Genomic DNA, 19,072 nt, shown 5'->3' on the forward strand with positions numbered 1-19,072 from the left:
TTTTCCCCATGAGCGCCCCTCTAGCCCGTGGTATACTGCCGCCCATTAACGAAGTTTGATGGTAGTAACAATGACAGAAAACCCAACTCTACCCACCGCGATGCCGGACGTGGCGCGCAGCAGCCAAGCCCAAATCAGTGGCACGTTGGATTGGGTAGGCATGAGCCAAATCGAGCTGCCGCTGCAAGTGGCCGCCGATGATCAAGCACCGCGCACCGTTAGCGCCCGTGCTGAAGCTTATGTAAACCTTCCAAAAGCCCATGCCAAAGGGATCCACATGTCCCGCTTGTACGTGGCCTTGGATAAACTGTCGGTAGAACAGGTCTTGGACCTGAACAGCCTGACGGCGCTGCTGCAGGAATTTCTGCAAAGCCATCAAGACTTGTCTGATGAAGCCTTTATCCGCTTGGCATTTGACTACCATCTGCGCGCTAAAGCCCTGTTGTCCGACAACTATGGCTGGCGTAACTATCCGGTGGTGGTTACCGGTCGCATCAAGGCTGGCCAAATCAGCATCGAGATGCAGGTTAATATCGCCTACTCCTCCACTTGCCCATGCTCCGCAGCTCTGGCTCGACAGCTGATCCAGGACGCCTTCGAACACCACTTCCACGGCGAACAGCAAGTGAGCGCCGAACAAGTGAAGCAGTGGCTAGGCACCAGCCAGGGTGTAGTCGCCACCCCACACAGCCAGCGCTCGATTGCTCAGGTCAAAGTGAAACTGGACAACAGCCAGCAGACGCTGCCAATTGCTGCCATTGTGGCTGCGGTGGAAGACGCCCTGCAGACCCCAGTGCAAGCGACCGTGAAACGCGAAGATGAGCAAGAGTTCGCCCGTCTAAACGGCCAGAACCTGATGTTCGTTGAAGACGCGGCTCGCCGAGTTAAATACGCGCTGGAACAGCAACCACAGCTGCTGGATTTCTGGCTGCAGGTAAACCACCTGGAAAGTCTGCACGCCCACGACGCCGTGGCGATCGCCACCAAAGGCGTCGACGGCGGCTACGGCGCCATCAACTGATTGATCGCTGATGTGACGCAAAGGGCTCTTCGGAGCCCTTTGTTGTTGGTGATGTTCTGCGGCTTTAGCTCTTACTGACAACTAATCACTAACAACAAGCAACTGCTTTTCTGGTTTTCGGCAAACATTGCAATTCCCGCCGCCCTTTCCCATGATTACCGCAATAATGGTTAACTGATTGTGTTCGATGCCAATTATTGAATACCAACAGCAATGCTATGCGCTTAAAGACGGCGACAATCTGCTGCAAGGATTATTGGATGCCGGCGCGCCGGTACCGCACAGTTGTCGCAGTGGCGTTTGCCAATCTTGCATGGTGCAAGTGCTTAAAGGCTCGCCTGAGCCTAAAGCCCAACTGGGGCTTACCCCGCAGCAAAAACAACTGGGGATGATGCTCGCTTGTCAATGTCATCCACAACAAGATCTGAGCATCGATTTGCCACAACGCGCTTGTCGCTTTCCGGCCCGCAAACTGGCCGCCGAATGGCTTGCCGACGACGTTTTACAACTGCGCCTCTCCTCGCCGATTCCGTTTATTCCCGGACAATCGATCCAACTGGACGTGAATGGCCGCCAGCGACGCTTTTCCATCGCCAGCGTGCCACCAAAGCAAAGCTACATTGAGCTGCATATCGAACATCGCCTCAGCAGCGATCTATGCCAGCAGTTATTCACGCTAAGCGATGGTGCCGAGTTATTAATTTCCCACGCCCAAGGACAGTGCGTATACGACCCAACCAGCCCCCGCCAACCATTGCTGCTGATTGGCGTGCATACCGGTTTAGCGCCGCTGTATGGGCTAGCGCAGCACGCGCTGCAACAAGGCCATCAGGCCGACATTCGCTTAATCCATTTTTACCGCGGCGCCAGCTGCTATCTGCAACAACCACTGCGAACTCTGGCGCAGCAACATCCGAATCTCGATGTACAGCTACTGCCGCTGGATAGCATGGCTAGCCGTATCAACGACTGGCTGCCAACCAACAGCGAATTACATCACAGCCAAGCCTTTTTGGCCGGCCAAGCACCACTGCTAGAACCACTGGCGCGACAACTTTTTATCGCCGGTGTCGCCCGTAAACACCTGCACTTAGAAGGCTTTGGCCGCAGCTAACAAAAACGGGACGCTTGAGCGTCCCGTTGTGCATCACCTAGTCGTTAACTGGCGAGTTAAAAACCTTCCAAAACGATCTTGCCAATCGCTTGCTGCGCTTCCAGTTTGCGGTGAGCTTTTAATAAATTTTCCGCATTAATGCGGCCGTAGTGCTCGCCAACGGTGGTGCGCAATTGACCGCCATCGACCATCGCACTGACTTTGTTCAATAGCGCCTGCTGAGCCGCCATATCGTCGGTGATAAACATCGAACGGGTATACATAAACTCCCAGTGCAGCGAGATGCTTTTCTGCTTCAACGCACGAATATCAAATGACTCGGGATCGTCAATCAAGCCGAACTGACCTTGCGGTTTCAGCGCCTTAACGATCTCGATTAAGTGATCGTCGCTGTTGGTCAACGAGGCAACGTAATCCACTTCATCGATACCGATGGCCGCCAGTTCTTCGCTTAGCGGTTTGCGGTGATTAATCACCTTATCGGCGCCCAACTCTTGCAGCCACTGCACCGATTCCGCTCTTGAGGCGGTGCCGATCACTTGCAATTGGGTCAGCTGTTTAGCCAACTGCACCATGATCGAACCAACCCCGCCAGCGGCGCCAACGATCAGCAGTTTCTTTGGTGCCTCGCTCGCCACCTTCAAGCGATCAAACAACAATTCATAGGCGGTAATCGCGGTCAGTGGCAGCGCCGCCGCTTCAGCAAAACTTAAGCTTTGCGGTTTGCGGCCAACGATCCGTTCATCCACCAGTTGGTATTCAGCGTTACTGCCTTGACGGGTCAGATCGCCAGCATAAAACACCTGATCGCCAACCTTGTAGTCGCTGACCTCTGGGCCCACCTCGACCACCACGCCAGCGGCATCCCAACCGAGCACCTTCCACTGATCACCCTCAACGCTGACTCGCTGACGAACTTTGGTATCAACCGGGTTTACCGAAATGGCTTTCACCTCGACCAGCAGATCGCGCCCTTGCGCTTGTGGCTTGGGTAGTTCAACGTCTTGCAAGGCATTGATTTCGGTAGCAGGCAGGCTTTGTTGGTAGGCAACGGCTTTCATGATTTCGCTCCAGCTTTTGTGAAGCTACTACTTTATTTTATGCATAACGACTGAAAAACTAGCTTTCACAAGAATCAGTTTCAAACGAAATGCGAAAATGAAAGCGTTACAAGACTTACGGATCTTCGTGGAAACCGCTCGCCTTGGGAGTCTTTCGGCGGCCGCACGAGCACTTAACCTCACCCCAGCCGTGGCCAGTGCCGCAGTCAAGCGTCTGGAACAAGAGCTGGGGCAGCCGCTATTGATACGATCAACTCGACGGCTGCGACTTACCCTACAAGGAGAGCGTTTTCTCGAACATGCTCATCAGGCACTTATGTTGTTGGACGACGGCTGTGCGCAGCTGCGCAATCAAAGCAATCAATTGCAGGGCCTGCTGCAATTGTCGGCTCCCTCAGACTTTGGCCGGCGACTTTTAGCGCCGTGGCTAGACCAATTTCAACAGCAGCACCCACAGTTGCAACTGCGACTGCATCTAAGCGATTCGATTGCTGACCTCTATCGACAGCCGGTTGATCTGATGTTGCGCTTTGGCGTGCCACCAGTATCAAACATGGTGGCGTTAAGCCTCGATAATCAGAACGTTCGCGTACTCTGTGCATCTCCGGACTATGTTAGCCAATACGGCTTACTGCAGTCGCCACAGCAACTGACTGAACACAACTGCCTGTGTTTCTCACTGGATGATGCCCCATTCAGCCTATGGCAACTGCAACATGGTGACCGCAAGTTATCGTTACAGGTTCACGGTAACCGCATTGCCAACGATGGCGAATTGGTACATCGTTGGGCGTTAGCCGGCCACGGCATCGCCTTTAAGTCGATTGTCGATATCGCCGATGATCTTCATCATGGTCGGTTAGTCAGACTTTGCGCCCCGTGGCAAAGCGCGGTGGTGCCACTGACTCTACTTTGTGCTGGGCGCCAACAACTAACCCCACCAATCAGAGCTTTACACCGTTTTCTAACCGACAAGCTGACACAGCATCAGCAATGGATAGCTAAGCTGGCTTAAGCGTCAACTAAGCTCGCGGCAAAATCCGCTCACTCAGCAGTTTATCCAGCGCCTCAGCCACCGTAAGCTCGGGATCTTTATCTAGGTAGCGCTCGACCGAATTGGTGACGTAGCGGCTGGACTGGCCATGTTGCTTGGCAAACTGACGACACGCCTGCTGCAACTGACGCTTAGCGAGCTGATCCGCTTGCTGTTGCTGATGAGCCAGCACCACCGCCTCTAAGTTGTTGTCGTGTTTCGCCAGTGCTTCCACCAACTTGGCCTGAGGGATCCGGTATTGTTCGCTGACCGCCACCAGCGCCTGCTTAAGCGTGTCAAAGCGCTGCTCAAACACGCTGATTGGCAATGGTTTGATGGTAGCTTGGGCGACCACAGCACCATCCACTTCGTAAGGGTAGCCTTGATAATTAGCACGGCGATGGGCTTCTTCCCCCAACTCCAGCCCGGCACCAATGCTGTGGCGCAGGCCATAGTCCAGTTCCGCCAATTCATTGTGGTTCCATTTCAGATAGACCCCGATCGCTTTGGCGTACTTGGCACTGAGTTTGGTTTGCAACCACTCGCGGCGCTGTTCGACTAACCCCATGGCGCAGCCGGTGAGCAATAATCGGCATTCGCGGCAACATGGCAACTTCAAATTATCAGCGCTGGCTTGGCGCACGAAAAACGACTGCCAATGGGCTTGTGGCGGCGCAAAGTCAAACTCGGTCGCCAAGCAACCACAGTAAAAACAGGTGTGAAAATCGGCCCCATACAGCGGCCTAAGTTGGCGATAACGTTGGTCTTCCACGGTCAGTCCAAGCAAAACAAGACCGGCAAATGGTAACGCAACTCACAGGTGGATGCAGGCTCACATCGCGCTGCTGAAGCGCTAAACTTGCCCTGACTTAATCGTTACCGAGGGATCATCGTGAGTCAGTCTAATCCACAGTTACAGCAACAAATTATTGAGGCATTTAACTTTCGTCATGCCACCAAACTGTTCGATGCCGAGCGCAAAATCAGCGACGACGACTTCAACACCATTTTGGAAGCGGCGCGACTGTCGCCAAGCTCGTTTGGCTTTGAGCCGTGGCAACTGCTGGTGGTGCAATCACCGGAGAAACGGGAACTGTTCCGCGACTTTAGCTGGGGCGCCAGCGGTGCCTTCCATGGCACCCAAGGCCAGCTAGGCAGCGCCAGCCACTTTTTGATTTTCTTGGCTCATACCGAGCAACTGCAACGCCACAACAGCGCCTACCAACAGCAGTTTATGCGCGAGGTAAAGCAACTGCCGGAAGAGGTAGTCGAGTTTATGAACCAAGCGTTCCAGAAATTCCAAGAGCACGACTTCCATCTGAATAGTCGTCGCGAAATCACCGACTGGTCCAGCAAACAAGCCTATCTGGCCGCTGGCAATGTGATGACCGTCGCCGCGCTGCTGGGGATCGATTCCTGCCCAATTGAAGGCTTTGAAATTGATAAGGCGGTCGGGGTATTGGAGCAGCACTTCGGGGTTGATCCAACGTTGTACCAACCGGCAATGATGCTGGCGCTGGGCTACCGTGCCAATGAGCCGGCGTTTGCCAAAACCCGCCGCAACCAAGCGCAGATGGTGCAGTATTTTTAAGTAACGCATCAGGTAAAACAGCGCGCCATTGCGGCGCGTTGTTGTTGACCTATAACTGGCTTTGAGGGCTAATAGGTGCTGCCCGTAGACAATTCGGTTAGCACAATGAATAACCTTACGCGTAACCTGTTGATCGCCCTATTAGCACTAACATCGGCACCACTTTCTGCCGCCATCTATCGCTGTGATGATCAGGGCGATAGCCACTATCAGGATAAGCCTTGCAATCAGCTTGATAAGTCGCAGGGCAAGGTGAATCTCAAACCCGGCAGCACCCTCGGTAACCTGCCTTCGGCACCCAGAGCAGCATCGACCTACCCAACGACACCGAACCCAAGCCGAACGATCAGTTTCAGTCAGGATATCGCCGCCTATGAAGCCGACTGCTTTAAGCAGGGCGACAACACCGTCTACTCAGTAATGATCAGCAACTACAGCCCCACCCACCGCTACCGAGTCAACGTCAGCAGCCAGTTTTTCATTAAAAACAAAGGCACCCGCAGCTTTATCGAATGGGATAAGCAGCGCCAACTGCTGGTGCTAAAGCCCGGCGACTCACGACGGGTCAAACTCAGTTCACGACTGCATGGTGCTGATGTTCGCAGTCGCTGTGAAGGCAACGCCAGTTGGCAACAGCTTAACTAGCCCTGCGATCCCAAAAGCCAAACAAAAAAACGCGCCGTCAACTGACAGCGCGCTTTGGTTAATGGGAAAGCGTTACTGGTATTCGCCAATTGGCACGCAAGCGCAGAACAGGTTGCGGTCGCCGTAGACGTCATCGATGCGATTAACCGTTGGCCAGAACTTGTTGTCGCGGGTGGCGGCGGTTGGGTAGACCGCCAGCTCGCGGCTGTAAGGACGGCTATCAAAGGCCGGATCAACGATGTCATCCAAGGTGTGCGGGGCGTTGCGCAGCGGGTTGTTGTCCGCAGGCCACTCACCGCTGCCGACCTTATCAATCTCAGCGCGGATCATCACCATCGCTTCGATAAAGCGATCCAACTCGACCTTAGACTCCGATTCGGTTGGCTCGACCATCAAGGTGCCCGCCACTGGGAAACTCATGGTGGGGGCGTGGAAGCCGTAATCATTAAGACGCTTGGCGATATCCAACTCGGTGACGCCGGTGGCCTCTTTCAGTGGTCGCAGATCGATGATGCACTCGTGGGCAACCCGGTTATTACGGCCGGTGTAGAGCACCGGATAGTGCTTACCCAACTCGTGCGCCAAGTAGTTGCCATTCAACATGGCCACTTGAGTCGATTCGGTCAGGCCGCGACTGCCAAGCATCACCGTGTACATCCAGCTGATCGGCAAGATCGACGCCGAGCCGTAAGGTGCGGCGGAGACCGCACCGTTGTTTTGACTGTCGTGGCCGGTTTTCACCACCGCGTGGCCAGCAACAAACGGCGCCAGATGGGATTTCACCCCAATCGGTCCCATCCCTGGGCCACCGCCGCCGTGGGGAATGGCGAAGGTTTTATGCAGGTTCAGGTGCGATACATCGGAGCCAATAAAGCCCGGCGAGGTGACCCCGACTTGGGCGTTCATGTTGGCGCCATCCATGTACACCTGACCGCCGTGCTGGTGGACCACATTGCAGATCTCGCTGATCTGCTCTTCATAAACCCCGTGGGTCGATGGGTAGGTCACCATCGCGCAGCTTAAGTTATCCCGGTGCAGTTCGGCTTTGGCCTTGAGATCGACCATATCAACGTTGCCCGATGCATCGCAAGCCACCACCACCACTTTCAGGCTGGTTAGCATCGCCGACGCCGGATTGGTGCCGTGGGCCGAGCTTGGGATCAGGCAGATATTGCGATGCCCTTCGCCAATCGACTGTTGGTATTCCTTAATTGCCACCAGCCCAGCGTACTCGCCTTGGGCGCCGGAGTTCGGCTGCATACAAACCGCGTCGTAGCCGGTGATCTCCACCAGATAATCCGCCAACTGATCGATCATCTGCTTGTAGCCCTCGGCCTGCTCGCTTGGGCAGAACGGGTGCATATTGGCAAATTCCGGCCAGCTAACCGGCATCATCTCGGCGGTGGCGTTAAGCTTCATGGTGCAAGAGCCAAGCGAAATCATCGAGTGATTGAGCGCCAGATCTTTACCTTCGAGTTTGCGGATATAACGCAGCATCTCGGTTTCGCTGTGGTAGCGATTAAACACCTCGTGGGTCAAAAATTCGGTATCACGCACAGGGTACTGTGGCATCGCCACCTGCGCTTCCATATCGGCCACCGTTAGGCCGTGATCTTTGCCTAACAGCACATCCCACAGCAGCACCACATCCAGCGCTTTATGGGTTTCATCAAGGCTTAAGATCACCACCCCATCAAGGTCCATCCGCAGGTTGATGCCCGCCTCGTCAGCCCGTTGCTGAACCGCTTCTTTATTGGCGACCGGTACCGTTAGGGTATCGAAGTGGTTTTGATTGTGTGGGGTAATGCCTTTGGCTTTCAGACCGGCGGCGACAATCGCCACCAACCGTTCAATGCGCTCGGCAATCGCCGTTAAGCCCTGCGGGCCATGATAGACCGCGTAGAACGACGCCATATTGGCCAGCAGCACCTGGGCGGTACAGATGTTGGAGTTGGCTTTCTCGCGGCGGATGTGCTGCTCGCGGGTTTGCATTGCCATCCGCAGCGCCGGTTTGCCACGGGTGTCTTTCGATACACCGATGATCCGCCCCGGCATTGACCGCTTGTAGGCATCACGGGTCGCAAAAAACGCCGCGTGCGGGCCACCAAAGCCCATCGGCACCCCGAATCGCTGAGCCGAGCCAAACACCACGTCGGCACCCCATTGTGCGGGTGCCTGCAGGCGAGTTAGCGCCAGCAGATCGGTGGCGACACACAGCAGGCCTTTGTTGGCGTGCACCGCATCGGCCAGCGCCCGATAATCCTCAATGGCGCCAAACTGGTTCGGGTACTGCACCAGCACGCCAAAGCTGTCGTACTCAGTTGCCTCTGTTACTGGTGCTACCACAATCTCCAAGCCCAGCTGCTCGGCGCGGGTTTTCACCACATCGATGGTTTGTGGGAACACATCATCGGCGATAAAGAACAGATCGGACTTTTTGTTCTTAGAGGTACGCTTGGCCAGCGCCATCGCTTCCGCCGCGGCGGTCGCTTCATCCAGCAGCGACGCCGAGGCCAGTTCCATGCCGGTCATGTCCATCGACAATTGCTGGAAGTTCAAAATCGCTTCTAAACGACCTTGGGCAATTTCCGGCTGATATGGAGTGTAAGCGGTATACCAGCCGGGATTTTCCAAGACGTTACGCTGGATCACATGGGGCACCCGAGTGCCGTAGTAGCCCATGCCAATAAAACTGTTCCGCACCTCATTAAGCTTGGCCAGATTGCGCAATCGTTCGAGCGCGTGCACTTCCGACATCGGCTCACCAATCGCCAGCGGGCTATCTAGGCGGATCGCTTCTGGGACGATTTGCGCGGTCAGATCCTCCAGCGAATCGGCACCGATGGTTTTCAGCATCTGCTGCTGTTCGTCGAGGCTTGGGCCAATGTGACGGCGAATAAATTCAGCTCGACGATCAAGCTGGGCGAGGCTTCGAGTAGTCATTACGTTGCATCCTTCAACAACCACCGCAGCATTACAGCAACCACGGCGTACAAAACAACAAAGCCCCTCTAATGGGGGCTTTCATCAATGGGCAGATCAGTCTTCGATCGAGGCTAAGTAGGCGTCACCGCTGAGCAGGTTAGCCAATTCGGCTTCGTCGCTGGCTTTGACCTTAAACAACCAGCCGTCACCGTAGGGATCGCTGTTAACGGTCTCTGGCGCGTCTTCCAGCTCTTCGTTAATGGCGACGATTTCGCCGGTCAGTGGGCTGTACACGTCCGATGCCGCTTTCACCGATTCCGCCACCGCGCAATCTTCACCGGCATTGACGTCATCACCGACGTCCGGCAATTCAACAAACACCATGTCGCCTAACAGTTCCTGCGCGTGCTCAGAGATGCCGATGGTGTAGATCCCATCACCCTCAGGGCGGACCCATTCGTGGCTGGCGGCGAATTTCAGTTCGGTTGGGATGTTGCTCATAACCTTAAGTTCCTTATTAAAACGCTGGTTTGCCGTTGCGCACAAAGCACGGCTTGACGACGTCTACCTCGACGCGTTTGTTACGAATGCCTACTTCAATTCGACCACTGACCGCAAACGGTACACGCGCCATGGCGATGGCGTGGCCCAAAGTTGGCGAAAATGTTCCAGAGGTGATCACCCCTTGGTGCTCGTTGCCAGCGTCGTCTTTAACAAACACTGGCATCCCCGCACGCAGTACCCCTTTGGCGGTCAGCACCAAACCAATCAACTTGGCGCTGCCCTCGGCGCGCTGCTGTTCCAGCGCGGCGCGGCCAATAAAGTCGCGATCCTCTGGCTGCCACGCCACTGTCCAACCCATATTGGCCGCCAGCGGCGAGATGGTTTGATCCATATCTTGACCGTACAAGTTCATCCCCGCTTCCAACCGCAAGGTGTCGCGGGCGCCAAGGCCGGCCGGTTTAACCCCGGCCGCCAGCAGCGCATCCCACAGCGCCGCCACTTCGGTTTCGGCGAGGATAATCTCGTAGCCGGCTTCGCCGGTATAACCAGTAGTGGCGATAAACAGATCCCCCGCTTGCACCCCGAAAAATGGCTTCATCTCGGCAATGGCGTGGTTTTGCTCTGGGGTAAACACCTGCGCGGCTTTGGCTTTGGCGTTGGGGCCTTGAACGGCGATCATCGCCAGTTGGCGCTGCTCGGTAATGGTGATGTCGAAGGCATCGGCCTGCAGGCCAAGCCATTCGAGATCTTGCTCGCGGGTGGCGGAGTTAACCACCACCCGATAGAAGGTGTCAGACAGGTAGTAGGTGATCAGATCATCAATCACTCCGCCGTCGTGATTGAGCATGCCACCGTACAGGGCTTTGCCAGGAGAGGTCAGTTTGGCGACATCGTTGGCCAACACCCGTTGCAAAAAGGCTTTGGCATCGGCCCCTTGAATATCGACCACGGTCATGTGCGAGACATCAAACATGCCGGCGTCGCGACGCACTTGATGGTGCTCATCCAATTGCGAGCCATAGTGCAGTGGCATCTGCCACCCGTGAAAATCGACCATCTTGGCATTACTTGCCAAATGTTGCTCAAATAACGGCGTTTTGTTCGTCATATCAGTTCCTTGGATATGAAGAGATGAACTTGATTGAACCCCAAACTAGGGAAAGATCACAGTCCGATTATGTCGGCGCATTATACCGATCACGCTTTTGCTGTATAGACTTTGCGCAGGCGCAATTTTCAGCGATTTTGTCAGGCTGCCGTTGCAGCTTAACAACGACCGCCGGTGCCGAGCGCTTGCTGTAACAGCCACTGTTTTACTGGTCCCGCGCGGTCAAACAAGTTCATACCAACACCGCGCAACGCTTGCTTAAGCGGGTGCTGACCATCGAACAACCATTGAAACCCAGCCATGGCGGCGATCAGCTCTTGAGCCTGCGCTTGTTGCGAGCGCTCATAGCGTTTCAACAGCCGTTCACTGCCGATATCCCAATCGCTCTGTTTGACCTCTTCCAGCAACTTAATCAGTGCCGCCGCATCGCGAAACCCAAGGTTTACCCCCTGCCCCGCCAATGGATGGACGGTATGGGCCGCATCGCCAAGCAGCGCCAAGCGAGGGCGAACGAAATCTTGGGCGTAACGCATCATCAGCGGAAAGCTGACCCGCTCTGACTCGATCGTCAGGGAACCCAACCGCGATTCGGTGGCCACGCTCAGCTGTTGATTAAACTCCGTCTCATCCAATGCCATCCGCGCTTCCGCGTACTCGGGCGATTGCGACCAAACAATTGAACACAAATGCGGATCCGCCAGTGGCAATAGCGCCAACGGCCCGTCCGGCAGAAACACTTGGCGAGCAATGCCCTGATGGGATAACTGACAACGAATGGTCGCCACCACCGCGTGATGGCCATAATCGGCAAACGTCAGTGGAATTTGGCACTGCTGGCGCAACCACGAATTGGCACCATCGGCGGCCACCAGCAGTGAGGCGGTCAGCATGCTGCCGTTATCCAGCGTCAGCCAGGCATCGCGTTCACTGAACGCCACCGCTTGCGGCGCAGCGATCACTAGCTTGAGGTTGCTTAGGCTCTGCGCCTGCTGCCACAGCGCGTAGGCGATGGCATCGTTTTCAATGATATGACCGATATTGGCGCTCGCCATCAGCCCAGTTTGCGGCAGCGCACTGGCGTCAAAGTCGATCTGGGCCAGGTTGTCCTTATCCCATACCGACATCCCCTGATAGGGGCTCAGCCGGTCCGCCGGTAATCGTTGCCATGCCCCAAGCTGGCTAAGCAATTGCTCGCTGGCGCGATTGATGGCGCTGACCCGCAACCGCGGCGCGCCACTGACCGGCTCTGGCGCTTGTCGTTCAAGCACCGCCACCTGATAACCCGCTTGCGCCAAGCCGATGGCGGTCGCCATCCCCACCATGCCACCGCCAACGATGGCGATATCAACCGATTCGGTACTGACCATGGTCTTCCTTCTATTTATTCGCGAGTTGCCTAAACGCTAGCGTTTCCAACCCATCGCTTGCGCAGCAAGCTTTTGTTTCCATTGCGGTAATAATGCCATCGACAACAAACCGACATTACGGCCTAGCGCAATCAATGGCACCGAATTTGAAAATAGCTGAACCAAGCCATCGGTAAGACTGAGAACCTCAGCACGATCCGTTTGGCGACTGTCGGCGTAAGCGCGCAACTGGGCAAAACTGCCGATATCGACGTCGTTGGCCAAGCCTTGCTGAATCGATGCCAGCAGCGCCGCCACATCACGCAGGCCTAAATTGAAACCTTGCCCGGCGATCGGGTGAACGGTTTGGGCGGCATTGCCGATCAACACCGCTCGATGGTGAAACAGCCGTCCGGCGCGGCTCAAACTTAATGGATAACTGCTGCGCTCTCCTACTTGCTCGATGGTGCCAAGGCGCATGCCAAAGGCCCGTTGCAGTTCCATGGCAAAGCCGGCATCGTCCAACTGCAACCGGCGCGCCGCTTGTTCTGGAGTTTGTACCCACACCAAGGAGTAACGCTGCTCGGTCATCGGCAACAAGGCCAACGGCCCCTCACTGGTAAATCGTTCAAACGCGGTGCTGTGGGCTTGGCTATCGCTAAAGCGCAGATTGGCGATGATCGCGCTTTGGCCATAGCAGTGGCTATCCAGATTCAGTCCCAACAACTGCCGCACCGGCGATTGGGTACCATCGGCCCCCACCAGCAGCCGGCTTGAAAGCCGTTGACCGTCATCCAGCTCAGCATCGATGTGATCATCAAATTGGCCAATCGAGGTAACTTTATTGGGGCAAAACAGCTGCACCGAGGAGTGCTCAAGCTGTTGCCACAGGGCCGGGCCAAGGCGCTCTAGCTCGACCACTTGGCCAAGAAACGGCTGCTGATACTCGGCGGCGGTCATCGCCAGCCCAGCAAAGTGGCCTCGATCGGAGACCTCAATGCGCTCAATGGCGGCGCCGTGATGACCCAGCAGCGACCACAACCCCAGCTGCTGCAAGATCTGCACTGAGCCATTGGCCAGCGCAATCGAGCGGGCATCAAACCCCGAGGCCTGCGGCGACGCTGCCGCGGCGCTCGGGTTAGCTTCCACCAGCGCCACCGCCAATGGCTGACCGTCGTTGCCAGTTAATCTCGACAGGGCTAACGCCAAGGTGGCGCCCGCCATGGCACCACCGACAATCACCACATCAAACTTCGGTGACTTGGCCATCTTAGCTGGCCATCAGCGCTTCGATGTCGGCGATCTCTTTCACCACCGCAGCGGTAAGATTGAGATGGCCATCGGCGGTGATCAGGATGTTATCCTCGATGCGCACGCCGATCCCTTGCCACTTGGGATCAACCTCGGCGTCTGGGGCGATATATAGGCCTGGCTCAATGGTCAGTACCATCCCTTTCGCCAGCGGACGGGTACGATCTGGGCTGTAGTAGTCGCCAACGTCGTGCACATCCAAGCCAAGCCAGTGGCCAAGGCCATGCATGTAAAACTTTTTGTAGGCTTCGGCTGCAATCAGCTCGCTGACTTCGCCCTGCATAATCCCCAAGTCAACCAAACCGCCGACCAAAATTTCCAGCACTCGGTCATTCGCTTGCTTGATGGTGGTGCCGGGTTTGAGCATCGCAATCGCCGCTTTTTCCGCATCAAGAACAATCTGGTACAACGCTTTTTGCTCGGCGCTGAATTTGCCGTTGATTGGGAAAGTACGGGTGATATCGCCGGTGTAACCGTGATACTCGGCACCGGCATCAATCAGCACCAACTCGCCGTCTTTCAGCTCGCAGTCGTTCTCGGTGTAATGCAGGATGCAGGCATTGTCGCCACCGCCAACGATGGTGCCGTAGCCCATCTCCAGCGCGCCGTTCATGGCGCTAAAGTGCTTCAGCTCGGCTTCCAGTTGATATTCAAACATCCCCGGACGGCAAAGCTGCATCACTCGGGTATGGGCATCGGCGCTGATCTGACAGGCCTTAGCCAAAATATCGATTTCGGCAGCGGATTTGTGCAGCCGCAGCTCATGCAGCACGGTGCGCAGATCCTGCACCTGGGCAATCGGGGTTAAGCCTTGACGTAAACCGCCGCGCAAACTGGTTAAGGCACCAGAGACCAAAGCATCTTCACGAACACTGTGGCCAAGGCGATGCAGCAGCACCTCGGCACCGTTAAGCAGCTTTGGCAGCTCAGTGGCAATGTCATCGATCGAGTAAGCGGCATCAATTCCCAGTGCCGCCGGCGCGCGCTCGACCCCAAGACGACGACCGTGCCAGATCTCCATCAGTTCGTCCCGTGGTCGCAGGAACAGAATCGACTCCGGCGATTGCCCTTTACGCAGCAACAGCACGCAATCAGGCTCGTTAAATCCGGTCAGGTAGAACAGATCGGAATCCTGACGGAAGCGGTATTCGGTGTCGTTGGAACGGGTCACTTCACTGTGGCCATAAACCAGCGCAACGCTGTTATCTGGCATTTGTGCCAGCAACTGCTGACGATGACTGGCGGCTAAGGCGTAATCCATAAAAGCGTTTCCTTGTTATCGTTGTTGGTGTTGTACGGGAGCTCTAAAACAAAGGGCGTTGATGATCACCATCAACGCCCTCGCTTATGGTTTAGTGCAGCACCACAGGCTCGTCGTCGCCGTCATCCAGACCGCGGAACTCGCGCAGACACTCCCAAGCGCCGATGCGGGCGTGCTCGACCAACGCATCAAAGCCGGCTTCGTTTTCTGGGCTGTCGTCCACTTCCAACTCCACCATGGTGAATTCGGTCAAGTCTTGGATCAGCTCTTTAACCTCATCAGAGGCTTTGTCCAGCGAGGTTTGTACCATCGCCAGACCGGTCAGGAAGCTCTGTACCCAGTTGATAAAGGCTTCCAGACGATCGTTCAGTGGGTCATCGGCATCCGCCAGCATCGGCGTGAAGCTCATGTCTGGGTCAACCAAGCTGGTCACCACCTGCTGGTACAGCTCTTCCACCAGCGGCATCAGCTCTGACGACAGCGCTTCACCGTCGTTGATCAGCTCCAGCATCGGCTGCACCCATTGTTTGTTTTCCAGCGGCACACCACCGCAGACTAAGCCAGTTAAGACCCCGTGGATCTCCGCCGGCAATACCGCCAATTTGTCTTTATCAAGGGCAGCTTGCAGCTTGCTAAGTAGCAACACAGAAGTGGTTTTCATAATGGCGGAAGTTCCAATGATTAACGTTGCAGGCATGCTATCATGAGCCCCTAAATGGCTCCACCAAGTGACGGCTGCGAGCTTTAAAATAACGAACGATTCGATACCCATGAGCCAGCACACCACCGAAATCACCGTCTTTGGTCGCAACTACACCGTGGCCTGCCCGCCTGATCAACAGCAGCAACTGCGCGCCATCGCCGCCGAGCTGCACAACCGCATCGATCAGATGAAAAAGCGCACCGGCAACGCCAGCATGGAACAACTGGCGGTGATGGTGGCACTCAACCTGTTGCATGAAAAAGACCAACAGCGCTTAGCTCAGGGCGAAGAACAATTACAACTGCAGCGCCGTCTAAATGCGCTGCAAGTCACCATTGAGCAGCGTTTAAGCGAGCGCACCACAAACCCACAAAAAGCGGTTGAATCCGATCCCGAAGCTTCATAGTATGAACTCGTGAGTTAGGAGGAACGCCACGCGATTCTCTATACTCACCAGGCTCCCTGAAGTGTACGCCAGCGTTCAAACGTCCCTGGCCGATGCTTTTAACCCCAGGGTGTTCAACTGATGCGGCTGTGCATGCTCGGCACGACCGAGAAGCCGAAAGCATCGACTGAATACCCGCCTTGAATTTTCGGATTCAAGGGCAACCTGTCGCAGCGGCACCCCGGGGAGCACCACCTTTCTTTCGGCTTTCTCGCCACCCCTTCCGATTTTTTATCTCGATCACAACTTTTTGCCATTTGGGTTAAAAAGCGCTCAGCAACACAACATTCTCTAGCCAATTGGCAAACAAGACAGTACTCTCTCGCCTCCCAAAAACGAGCAGACGAATTTATTTCGTCAATGGCAGCAATCGCGACTCACATTCACAGGATTTTTTGCTGTCAGATGCTGTAATTGCTACGGCTTAATCCCTATTGGTTATTTTAAGAGGACGACTGGATAATGCGCTGGCTAAGCGACCGCAATTCGATTCGAATCATCCGTTTCGTACCTCTTATCTTGCTGGCGATCGTCATGGTCGTCGCCATTCCAACGGCGGTTATCCAAAGTAACCTGCGCCTAGCTGAATTAGAACGGACTATCCGTGATACCCATCTGCAGCAGCACAAAGAACAGATGCGCTATCAGGTCAACTCGGCGATAAACCAGATTGAGTACGAATACGCTCTGTATCGACAACAGTTGCGTCAGCGACTGCGCGCCAAAGTTGACGAAGCCTGCGCCATTGCCGACAGCATCTACCGCGCTCACCCTGATGCCAGTGCCGAGCAACTGACCGAACGGATCACCGCTGCCCTGAGACCAATCCGCTTTAATGATGGCCGCGGTTACTATTTTATTTTCGATCAAAACGGCATCGCCCTGATGCATCCGTTGCAGCCGCACACCGAAGGTCAGCCGATGCTCAACCGAGTTGATGCCGATGGCACCCAATTTCTGCGGGAACACCTTGATCTAATTAAAAAATCCAAAGACGGTGGCGCCTTCCATCGCTGGTTCTTTGAACGCCCAGGTCGTGCTGGCGAACATGAAAAGTTTGGCTACGGCAAAATCTTTGAGCCGCTAGGTTGGTATATCGGCACCGGCGAATACGTTGAGGACTTGGAGCAGGAGATCCATCAGCGACTGCTCAACTGGTTTACCGAACATCGTTTTGACAGTGACGGCTACGCCTATGTGCTAAATCGCAATGGCATCATTTTGGCGCACAAGCAACGCGAACTGATTGGTTTTCGGGCCGATTTCGTTAGCGATATTCTGCGCAATCATGACCTGGCCAGCATCAATTCCCACGGTAAATTTATCTATTATCAGATGACCAGCGCTGAGCATCTGGGTCAGCTTCATGAGAAGGTTGGTTTTATTCGGCGATCGTCGCATTGGAATTGGTGGATTGGCGCCGGTTTCTTCAAATATCAATTGGATAAGAAAATTGCCGCCGATCTGACGATTGCTCGCCAGCAGCATTTTCAGTTGATTGCCCAACTGTCAGTCCTGTTTGTGCTAGTTAGCCTATTGGCGTTGTGGCCATCAACCGTACTGGCCAATTCAATCCAGCGGCGAGTTAGCCACTACCAAACCCGAATCCATGAAGATCTAAAGCAACTATCGCAACACAAAGATCAGCTTAAACATCAGGCTGAACACGACGATCTTACCGGCTTACCAAACCGACTGCGGATCCGCCAAGAGCTCGAGCAGCAACTGGCGCACGCCAAACGCGGTAAGCGGCGGCTGGCATTAATCTACATGGATGTCGATCACTTTAAACGGATCAACAGCAACTATGGCCACGATGTCGGCGATCAACTGTTGGTGCATCTGGCCAGTCTGTTGAAGCAACAGCTGGCAGACAGCGGCGTTGCTGGACGCTATGGTGGCGACGAATTTGTCATCAGTATCTTAAACCCCGGTCCGCAACTGCCATTGTTGCTGCAGCGCTTTTGCCTGCGCGCGCAACAACCGATTGCGATCAATGGCCACGATATCCAAAGTGGCTTAACCGCAGGGGTGGCGATCTACCCCGATGATGGTGAAAACAGCGATGATCTGCTGGCAAAAGCCGACTTGCTGCTGCAGGACGCGCAAAAGCACCACAAAGGCCAAGCACTGTTTTTTGATGAGCAACTGAGCGCCAAATTCAGCGAGCAGCGGTTGTTAGAACAAGAGGTGCAGTGGGCGTTGCAGCGCCAGCAGATTGAGGTCTACTACCAGCCACAAGTGGACAGCCGCAGCGGTCAGATCGAAGCGGTGGAGGCGCTGTGCCGTTGGCATAACCCCCGAGTAGGCATGGTGCCGCCGGATCAGTTTATTGCCGTAGCCGAGCGAACCGGTGATATTCACCCGCTGGGCGATTATGTCTTGGAACAAGCGTGCCGCCAGATCCACCAGTTGAATCAGCAACGGCAACAGCAACAACGGCCGCCACTGCAACTGTCGGTGAATATCTCACCGATGCAGCTACTACAAGAGCAATTTGTCGAACAGGTGGCGCAGATCCTCGCCAGCAGCAACTTGCCGCCACAACAGTTGACCCTAGAGTTGACCGAAAACATCGTGATCGAGGATATCGAGGCGGTTCGCACTATCTTGCACCGCTTAAAAGCGCTGCAACTGCAGATCTCGCTGGATGATTTTGGCACCGGTTACTCGTCGTTGCGCTACATCCACAGCCTGCCAATCGACGAAATCAAGATTGACCGGGCTTTCGTGCGCGATATACAGAGTAACCAGCACAGTCTTAATGTAACGAAGACCATCATCGCTATGGCCCAGTACAGCCAGATGCAGGTGGTCGCCGAAGGGGTCGAAACCGTTGAACAACAGCATTTGCTCACCCGCCTCGGCTGCCAATTATTGCAAGGGTATCTGTTTGCCAAGCCATTGCCTATTGGCGAGCTAACCAGTTTGTTGCAAGCAGAGGTAGCCAAAGGCTAGCAAGCGGCGCACACTTAGGGCTTGTTTTAGGAAGTAGGAAGCCAAC

16 protein-coding genes and 1 other RNA gene are annotated in these 19,072 nt (G+C 55.2%); 8 read left to right on the forward strand and 9 right to left on the reverse strand.

Features of this window, described 5'->3' with window-relative positions:
- Positions 1 to 70 precede the first annotated feature (70 nt).
- Entirely contained in the window at positions 71 to 1,021 is a 951-nt protein-coding gene (gene folE2, locus G506_RS0115960; RefSeq protein ID WP_035387437.1) for a GTP cyclohydrolase FolE2, read from the forward strand.
- A gap of 187 nt (positions 1,022 to 1,208) precedes the next feature.
- A complete protein-coding gene (locus tag G506_RS0115965; RefSeq protein WP_028117745.1) occupies positions 1,209 to 2,135 on the forward strand; it encodes a 2Fe-2S iron-sulfur cluster-binding protein in 927 nt (308 codons plus the stop codon).
- A gap of 56 nt (positions 2,136 to 2,191) precedes the next feature.
- Here the strand turns inward: G506_RS0115965 and G506_RS0115970 are convergent, their stop codons facing one another.
- A complete protein-coding gene (locus G506_RS0115970; RefSeq protein ID WP_035387438.1) occupies positions 2,192 to 3,196 on the reverse strand; it encodes a zinc-binding alcohol dehydrogenase family protein in 1,005 nt (334 codons plus the stop codon).
- A gap of 97 nt (positions 3,197 to 3,293) precedes the next feature.
- On the opposite strand from G506_RS0115970, the gene G506_RS0115975 reads away from it, so the two are divergent.
- Positions 3,294 to 4,211: a LysR family transcriptional regulator gene (locus G506_RS0115975; RefSeq protein ID WP_028117747.1), complete on the forward strand. Its 918-nt coding sequence runs from the start codon at positions 3,294 to 3,296 to the stop codon at positions 4,209 to 4,211.
- A gap of 7 nt (positions 4,212 to 4,218) precedes the next feature.
- On the opposite strand, the gene G506_RS0115980 is transcribed toward G506_RS0115975, so the two are convergent.
- Positions 4,219 to 5,001 carry a hypothetical protein gene (locus G506_RS0115980; RefSeq protein WP_028117748.1) on the reverse strand — a complete coding sequence of 261 codons (783 nt, stop codon included), beginning with the start codon at positions 4,999 to 5,001 and terminating at the stop codon, positions 4,219 to 4,221.
- Positions 5,002 to 5,121: 120 nt separating this feature from the next.
- Between G506_RS0115980 and G506_RS0115985 the strand changes: the two genes are divergently transcribed.
- Together G506_RS0115985 and G506_RS0115990 are read left to right on the forward strand one after the other, a co-directional pair.
- Positions 5,122 to 5,820, forward strand: a complete 699-nt coding sequence (locus G506_RS0115985; RefSeq protein ID WP_028117749.1) for an NAD(P)H-dependent oxidoreductase — start codon at positions 5,122 to 5,124, stop codon at positions 5,818 to 5,820.
- A 105-nt stretch (positions 5,821 to 5,925) separates the two neighbouring features.
- Positions 5,926 to 6,465 carry a DUF4124 domain-containing protein gene (locus tag G506_RS0115990; RefSeq protein ID WP_028117750.1) on the forward strand — a complete coding sequence of 180 codons (540 nt, stop codon included), beginning with the start codon at positions 5,926 to 5,928 and terminating at the stop codon, positions 6,463 to 6,465.
- 72 nt (positions 6,466 to 6,537) lie between these two features.
- On the opposite strand, the gene gcvP is transcribed toward G506_RS0115990, so the two are convergent.
- The 7 genes from gcvP to G506_RS0116025 all read right to left on the reverse strand — a co-directional run bounded on the left by gcvP (position 6,538) and on the right by G506_RS0116025 (position 15,581).
- Positions 6,538 to 9,408 (reverse strand): aminomethyl-transferring glycine dehydrogenase, encoded by a 2,871-nt coding sequence (gcvP, locus tag G506_RS0115995; protein WP_028117751.1) that lies wholly within the window; start codon positions 9,406 to 9,408, stop codon positions 6,538 to 6,540.
- Positions 9,409 to 9,504: 96 nt separating this feature from the next.
- Positions 9,505 to 9,891, reverse strand: a complete 387-nt coding sequence (gene gcvH / locus G506_RS0116000; RefSeq protein WP_028117752.1) for a glycine cleavage system protein GcvH — start codon at positions 9,889 to 9,891, stop codon at positions 9,505 to 9,507.
- A 16-nt stretch (positions 9,892 to 9,907) separates the two neighbouring features.
- The gene (gene gcvT, locus G506_RS0116005; RefSeq protein WP_028117753.1) at positions 9,908 to 11,002 is read right to left on the reverse strand and encodes a glycine cleavage system aminomethyltransferase GcvT; all 1,095 of its coding nucleotides are present in this window, start codon (positions 11,000 to 11,002) and stop codon (positions 9,908 to 9,910) included.
- 158 nt (positions 11,003 to 11,160) lie between these two features.
- A complete protein-coding gene (locus G506_RS0116010; protein ID WP_028117754.1) occupies positions 11,161 to 12,369 on the reverse strand; it encodes an FAD-dependent oxidoreductase in 1,209 nt (402 codons plus the stop codon).
- 36 nt (positions 12,370 to 12,405) lie between these two features.
- Positions 12,406 to 13,617: a 2-octaprenyl-6-methoxyphenyl hydroxylase gene (gene ubiH, locus G506_RS0116015; protein ID WP_028117755.1), complete on the reverse strand. Its 1,212-nt coding sequence runs from the start codon at positions 13,615 to 13,617 to the stop codon at positions 12,406 to 12,408.
- A gap of 1 nt (position 13,618) precedes the next feature.
- Positions 13,619 to 14,920, reverse strand: a complete 1,302-nt coding sequence (pepP, locus tag G506_RS0116020) for a Xaa-Pro aminopeptidase (protein WP_028117756.1) — start codon at positions 14,918 to 14,920, stop codon at positions 13,619 to 13,621.
- A gap of 91 nt (positions 14,921 to 15,011) precedes the next feature.
- Complete coding sequence (locus G506_RS0116025; RefSeq protein WP_028117757.1) at positions 15,012 to 15,581, reverse strand: UPF0149 family protein; 570 nt, start codon at positions 15,579 to 15,581, stop codon at positions 15,012 to 15,014.
- Between the two features lie 109 nt (positions 15,582 to 15,690).
- Between G506_RS0116025 and G506_RS0116030 the strand changes: the two genes are divergently transcribed.
- From G506_RS0116030 to G506_RS0116035, 3 genes are all read left to right on the forward strand, one after another.
- Complete coding sequence (locus G506_RS0116030) at positions 15,691 to 16,029, forward strand: cell division protein ZapA (protein WP_028117758.1); 339 nt, start codon at positions 15,691 to 15,693, stop codon at positions 16,027 to 16,029.
- A 50-nt stretch (positions 16,030 to 16,079) separates the two neighbouring features.
- Positions 16,080 to 16,260, forward strand: a non-coding RNA gene (ssrS, locus tag G506_RS20755) — 6S RNA.
- A gap of 270 nt (positions 16,261 to 16,530) precedes the next feature.
- Positions 16,531 to 19,026 (forward strand): bifunctional diguanylate cyclase/phosphodiesterase, encoded by a 2,496-nt coding sequence (locus G506_RS0116035; protein ID WP_028117759.1) that lies wholly within the window; start codon positions 16,531 to 16,533, stop codon positions 19,024 to 19,026.
- Positions 19,027 to 19,072 lie beyond the last annotated feature (46 nt).

This window comes from Ferrimonas senticii DSM 18821 (genome assembly GCF_000422665.1).
Lineage (GTDB): Bacteria > Pseudomonadota > Gammaproteobacteria > Enterobacterales > Shewanellaceae > Ferrimonas > Ferrimonas senticii.